This window comes from Rhizobium sp. PEPV16, assembly GCF_008919455.1.
In the GTDB taxonomy this organism is placed as follows: domain Bacteria; phylum Pseudomonadota; class Alphaproteobacteria; order Rhizobiales; family Rhizobiaceae; genus Rhizobium; species Rhizobium leguminosarum_Q.
In genome coordinates, this window is the sequence record NZ_VSZV01000242.1 from 1 (window position 1) to 6,532 (window position 6,532).

General features: G+C 60.4%; 4 protein-coding genes. 1 reads left to right on the forward strand and 3 read right to left on the reverse strand.

Features of this window, described 5'->3' with window-relative positions:
- The first annotated feature begins 88 nt into the window (after positions 1-88).
- On the forward strand, positions 89-1,051 hold the full coding sequence (locus tag FY112_RS08860) for an acyl-CoA desaturase (protein WP_151518198.1): 963 nt from the start codon (positions 89-91) through the stop codon (positions 1,049-1,051).
- A gap of 83 nt (positions 1,052-1,134) precedes the next feature.
- Here FY112_RS08860 and otsA read toward each other — a convergent pair whose 3' ends face one another.
- The 3 genes from otsA to FY112_RS08875 all read right to left on the reverse strand — a co-directional run.
- Complete coding sequence (otsA, locus tag FY112_RS08865) at positions 1,135-2,541, reverse strand: alpha,alpha-trehalose-phosphate synthase (UDP-forming) (protein ID WP_151518199.1); 1,407 nt, start codon at positions 2,539-2,541, stop codon at positions 1,135-1,137.
- Positions 2,542-3,091: 550 nt separating this feature from the next.
- Positions 3,092-4,717 carry a glucose-6-phosphate isomerase gene (gene pgi / locus FY112_RS08870; RefSeq protein ID WP_151518200.1) on the reverse strand — a complete coding sequence of 542 codons (1,626 nt, stop codon included), beginning with the start codon at positions 4,715-4,717 and terminating at the stop codon, positions 3,092-3,094.
- Between the two features lie 186 nt (positions 4,718-4,903).
- Positions 4,904-6,532, reverse strand: a 1,629-nt coding sequence (locus tag FY112_RS08875) for a long-chain fatty acid--CoA ligase (RefSeq protein WP_151518204.1), incomplete at its 5' end; no start/stop codon positions are given.

The following is a 6,532-nucleotide window of genomic DNA, read 5'->3' on the forward strand; positions in this document are numbered from 1 at the left end:
TCGTGCAAAGTAATTAGGTAATTTCCTAAATAATGAATTGGTAGGCGATGTTCAAGTAGAGAATGCGCCCGATGGGAAGGAGTTTGTCATGAGCAGTATTTCCACTGGACGAATGATCGACAATGGGAGCGATCCGGTGAAGGGCAGAGTGGTCTGGATGCCCTCAAAGTCGATCTGGATCACCGCCATGACCTTGATTGCCATCATTGGTGGCCCACTGACCTTCACCTGGAGCGCCTTTGCCGTCTTTATCCTCTTGACCGCCATCACGATCTGCCTTGGTCATTCGGTCGGCATGCACCGGCTACTGATCCATCGCTCCTTCAGCACTCATATCTGGATCGAGCACTTCCTCGTCTATCTCGGTACGCTGGTCGGCATGGCCGGCCCCTTCGGTATGATCTACGCGCACGACATTCGCGACTGGGCGCAACGGCAGCGAGACTGCCATGACCTCTATGCCCATCGGCGGTCTTTCTTCATCGATGCCTTCTGGCAGATGCATTGCATTGTGGCGCTGGACCATCCGCCGCGTTTCGTCATCGAGGAGTGCGAGCGGCGCGACCGCTTCTATCGCTTCCTGGAGGCGACGTGGATGGCGCAGCAGATTCCCTTGGGACTCGCGCTCTTCGCGCTCGGCGGATTGCCGTGGGTGGTTTGGGGTATTGCCGTGCGGATATCGCTGTCTCTGACCGGACACTGGCTGGTCGGGCATTTCGCGCATCGAGATGGCCATCAGGGCTGGAGTGTCGATGGTGTCGCGGTGCAGGGCTACAACCTCCCGCGTTTCGGGCTGGTGACCTTTGGCGAGAGCTTCCATGGCAACCATCACGCCTTTCCGGATTCGGCGCGGCTTGGCATCGAGCCGGGGCAGCTGGATCTCGGTTGGTATTTCATCCGGCTGCTGGCAAGGCTCGGTCTGGCTTCGGCGATCAAGCTCCCACACATGATCGTGCAAAGGCGAGGGTTGAGACGCGTCAACGCAACTGAAACGGCGGGTGACGGTCATCCGCCGCATCACGCAGCAGGTCAAGCGGAATCTCGCCCGTGAATGCCTCCTCCTTGCGGCAACGTCTCGATTCCCTCTTCGTCCCTCGGGTCCGAAGGACGGGTCGATGCCGATCGATCAGGAGACTATCCGGGGTCACGATCCGAGCGAAGCTCGGGAGCAGGCACCAGATCCCGCAAGAAGTTTTTGCACCAAAGTGAGACGTCGTGGGTTAGCAGATGCTCCATCATCATGCTCCAGCGGTCGCGGCGCTCCTCCAGCGACATGGCAAGGCCTTTGGCGATGGCATTGGCAGTGCCTTCGACATCGTAAGGATTGACCAGCAGTGCACCCTTCAACTCTCGAGCCGCGCCGGCGAAGCGCGATAGCACCAATACGCCCGGGCGATCGGGATCCTGGGCGGCGACATATTCCTTGGCGACGAGGTTCATGCCGTCGCGCAACGGCGTGACCAGCCCGATCGTCGCCAGCCGGTAGAGGCCGGCAAGCACGTTGCGGCTGATCGATCGGTTGACATAGCGGATCGGCACCCAGTCGACCGTTCCGATGGCACCGTTCACGCGGCCTGCCTGTTCGGCGACCATCTTCTGCATATGCTCGTATTCGGGAACTTCCGATCGCGATTTTGGCGTGACCTGCAGATAGGTGACCTTGTTCTGGTAGGCAGGATTGCTGGTGAGGAAGGTTTCGAACGCTTCCAGTCGTTGAATGATGCCCTTCGAATAATCGAGGCGGTCGACCCCGATGATCATGTCCCGGCCTTCAACGCTGCGCCGAGTCTTCTGTACCATGATATGGTTTGCGGCCCTCTCGGCGAACTCGGCGAAACCGGCAGTTTCGATCCCGATCGGATAGGCGCCGGCCTTGAATATCCGTCCATGGGAATCGAACAATCCATTTCCGAGGTCGTCGCCAATTCCCTCCCTTCTGAGATACCCGGCAAAGTTCTGGAGGTCGTAGTCGGTCTGGAAGCCGACGACATCGTAATGCGAGAGCCCGCGCATGATTTCCTCATGGACGGGCATCGTGACGAGAATGTCGGCCGGCGGCCAGGGAATGTGCAGGAAGAAGCCGATCCGGTTTTTCAGCCCCATTTGGCGGAGTTCGGCCGCCAGCGGAATGAGGTGGTAATCATGAACCCAGATGATGTCGTCCGGCTCGATCATCGGCGCCAACCTATGTGCGAAGAAGCGGTTGACGCGGAAATAGCCGGCCATCTCCTTCCGGCCATATTCGGCGAGGTCCAGGCGATAATGGCAGATGGGCCAGAGAACGCGGTTTGCGAAGCCGCGATAATACTCCTCGACGTCGGTGTCGGTGAGATCGGTCAGCGCATAGGTGATGTTGCCCTTCTGCAGTTGCGACAACGGGCCAGGTTCCCTGTCCCCGCTCGATTCTCCCGACCATCCCATCCAGATGCCGCCACGTTCCTGCAGGGCTGCCTGCAGCGCGACGGCCAGGCCGCCGGCAGCGGCGCTCCCATCTTTGGCCGGCATGGGAACACGATTGGAAACGACGACAAGACGGCTCATGAGCTTCCTTTGGTGAAGATGGGCCATGAAAACGCTGTGTGACGAGCGTTTTGAGGCATCTCCCGAACTTGGGCAGGGACCCCATGCGGTGAAGGCGCCGACATCGACAGAGCCGACCCGGACGCGAGCGGCCCGGTGCAGATGCCAACAAGAACAACGATCGGAGCATTTTCCGCACAGATTTTGCTTGAATCTAGGGCGATTGCGGCGGATTGAAAGAATTATTTCTAAAATTTTCTATTAGAAGAACGTTCAATCCGGTTTCGCACCATGGGCCCCATCAACAGGGATGCACCAGGCCGACCGCTATCAGTTCGCCATTGCGGCGGCAATGTCGATGTTGTCGCCAATCCGCCCTGGCGCGTGAGATTGGTTTGTAAGGTTGGAGCCAGCGTCAGCCCCTCATCCGCCTGCCGGCACCTCCTCCCCGTTCTGACGGGAGGAGGGAATATGCCGTGACCTCTCCGTTTCTCACTCGCCTTTCGCAGGGCACGTCCCTTCTCCCCGTCAGAACGGGGGGAGGGCTAGGGTAAGGGGCAATCTCGATCGCTTACTTCGCAAGCTTCGCCAACGCCGCAACCAGGCCCTGCGTCGAGGAGTCGTGCGATGCCGCACTTTCCTTGCCTTCGACGACCGGTAGCAGGCCTGTCGCCAGTTCCTTGCCGAGCTCGACGCCCCACTGGTCGAAGGAATTGATGCGGAAGAGCACGCCTTCGACGAAGACGCGGTGTTCGTAGAGCGCGATCAGTCGGCCGAGCGCATAGGGCGTCAGCTTGTCGTAGACGAAGGTGATCGACGGACGGTTGCCGGTAAAGACGCGGTGCGGCGCGATGAAATCGGCCTTCTTGTCGTCCATGCCCTTGTCGGTCAGCTGCTTCTTGGCTTCTGCGAAGGTCCGCCCCTTCATCAGCGCTTCCGACTGGGCGAGAACGTTGGAGATCAGCAGCTGGTGCTGGTGGCGCAGCTCCGACTCGAAGGCGTTGGCGGCGATCATGAACTCGGCCGGGATGATGCTCGTGCCCTGATGGATGAGCTGGTAGAAGGCATGCTGGCCGTTGGTGCCGGGTTCGCCCCAGACGACCGGGCCGGAATTGCCTTCGACCGGCGTGCCGTCGATGGTGACGCCCTTGCCGTTCGATTCCATGTCGAGCTGCTGCAGATAGGCCGGGAAGCGAGACAGGCGCTGGTCGTAGGGCAGGATGGCGCGGGTGGGGTAGCCGAGTACGTTGCGATGGTAGAAGCCGATCAGGCCGAGCAGCATCGGCAGGTTTTCGGTAATCGGTGCCTTACGGAAATGATTGTCGACGGCATGGGCGCCGTCGAGGAACTTGCCGAAATTCTCAGGGCCGACGGCGATCATCAGCGGCAGGCCGATCGCCGACCAGATCGAATAACGGCCACCGACCCAGTCCCAGAAGCCGAAGACACGGGCGCTGTCGATGCCGAAGGCGGCGACCTTGTCGAGCGCCGTCGAGACGGCGGCGAAGTGGTGCTGCACGGCCGCTTCGTCGAGGGCCTTGGCGATGAAATTGCGCGCCGTCTGCGCATTGGTCATCGTCTCGACGGTGGTGAAGGTCTTCGAGGCAACGATGAACAGCGTCGTTTCCGGCTGCACCAGCTTCAGGATATCGGCGATATGGGCGCCGTCGATATTGGAAACGAAATGCGCGCGCGGGCCGTCATGGAAGGGCGCCAGCGCCAGCGTCGCCATGACAGGCCCGAGATCCGAGCCGCCGATGCCGATATTGACGACATCGGTAATCGCCTTGCCGGTGGCGCCCTTCAGCGTGCCGGAGCGGACGTCGTCGGCAAATTTGCCCATGGCGGCAAGCACCGCATTGACGTCGGGCATGACATCCTTGCCGTCGACCAGAACCGGCGTGTTGGAGCGGTTGCGCAGCGCGGTGTGCAGAACGGCGCGATCCTCGGTGAAATTGATCGCCTTGCCGGAGAACATTTCCTCGCGCTTCTTTTCGACGCCGCCTTCTTCGGCGAGCTTCACCAAGAGCTTGAGGATGTCGTCATTCACCGCCGTCTTGGAAAAATCCATCAGCAGGTCGTCAAGCGCGACGGAAAAGCGCGAAAAGCGCTGCGAATCGGCTGCGAAGGCGGCACGGATATCGGTTGCCTTGGTGGCATCAGCGGTGCTTTTCAGCTGTTCGACGATGGCGTTCATGGGAGGCTCCTTTGGAGGCGGAAAGGTTGCGGAAACTATTCGCTTTCTCACCCGCAAATCAAGTTCAGCCACGGCTCGAAATAGAAAAAAGCCACCCGCGGCAAGCGGATGGCCGTCAATTTCATGACAGCGCCGCGCGTCCGAAAGACGCGCAAAGGACGCTGTAAAACTTTGAATTCGTCAAATTCAGCCGCGCAGGTCCTTGCGCAGGATCTTGCCGACCGGCGACTTCGGCAGCTCGGTGCGGAATTCGATGAAGCGCGGGCGCTTGTAGTTGGTGAGGTTGGCGATGCAATGGGCTTTCACCTCGGCTTCCGTCAGGTTGGGATCCTTCCTGACCACGAAGAGCTTCACCGCCTCGCCCGAATGCCCATCCGGCACGCCGATGGCTGCGGCCTCGAGGATGCCGGCATGCATGGCGGCGACTTCCTCTATCTCGTTCGGATAGACGTTGAAGCCCGAAACCAGGATCATGTCCTTCTTGCGGTCGACGATCTTGGTATAGCCGCGTTCGTCCATGAAACCCATGTCGCCCGAGCGGAAGTAGCCGTCGTTGGTCATCGCCCGCGCCGTCTCTTCTGGCTTCTGCCAATAGCCTGCCATCACCTGCGGCCCGCGGATGCAGATTTCGCCGACCTGGCCGAGCGGCAGCGAATTGCCCTCCTCATCGCGGATATCGAGGTCGGTGGAGGGAAGCGGCAGGCCGATCGTGCCGGTGAACTCAGGCGAATCGAAGCGGTTGGCGGTGGCAACAGGCGATGTCTCGGAAAGGCCGTAGCCTTCCGTCACCGCCGTGCCCGTCATCTTCAGCCAGCGTTCGGCGACCGGGCGCTGGACGGCCATGCCGCCGCCGAGCGACATGATCAGCGAGGAGAAGTCGAGCTTGGCAAAATCGGCATTGTTCATCAGCGCATTGAACAGCGTGTTGAGGCCGGGGAAGATATGCACCTTCGATTTTTCGAATTCCTTGACGAGGCCGGGAATGTCGCGCGGATTGGCGATCAGGATATTATGGGCGCCAAGCGACATGCCCATCAGCGAATTCACCGTCAGCGCGAAGATATGGTAGAGCGGTAAGGCGCAGAGGAAATTCAGCACCTCCGGCTCTTTCTTGCGCTCGAAGGCCGATCGCAGCCAGAGCGACAGCTGCAGCTTATTGGCGAGCAGGTTTTCATGGGTCAGCACAGCGCCCTTGGCGACGCCCGTCGTGCCGCCGGTATATTGCAGAAAGGCGATGTCGCCACTCGTAAGCGTGACCGGCTGGAGCTCTTTTCCCGCACCTTCGCGGAGCACTTGGCCGAAGCTCTTGTGTTGTGGGATCGACCAGGAGGGAACGAGCTTCTTCACCTTGCGCACGACGAAATTGACGATCAGCCCCTTCGGCCCCAACATTTCCCCGAGGGAGGTGACGACGACATGGCGAAGGTCGGTCTTGTTGAGAACCTGCTCGACCGTGCGGGCGAAATTCTCCAGCACGAAGATCGCCTTGGCGCCGGAATCCCGCAACTGGTGTTCGAGCTCGCGCGGCGTGTAGAGCGGGTTGACGTTCACGACGACGAGGCCGGCGCGCAGGATGGCGTAGGTCGCGATCGGGTTCTGCAGCACGTTCGGCATCATCACGGCGACGCGGTCGCCCTTTTGAAGGCCGGTGCTTTGCAGCCAGGCGGCAACCTTGCGCGTCTGGCTCTCCAGCTCGCGGTAGCGCATCGTCTTGCCCATGCTGGAAAAGGCGGTTCGGTCGGCGTAACGGGCGCAGGATTTTTCGAGCAGTTCTGTAAGCGAGGCATATTCCAGCGGCGGAATCTCTGCCGGAAC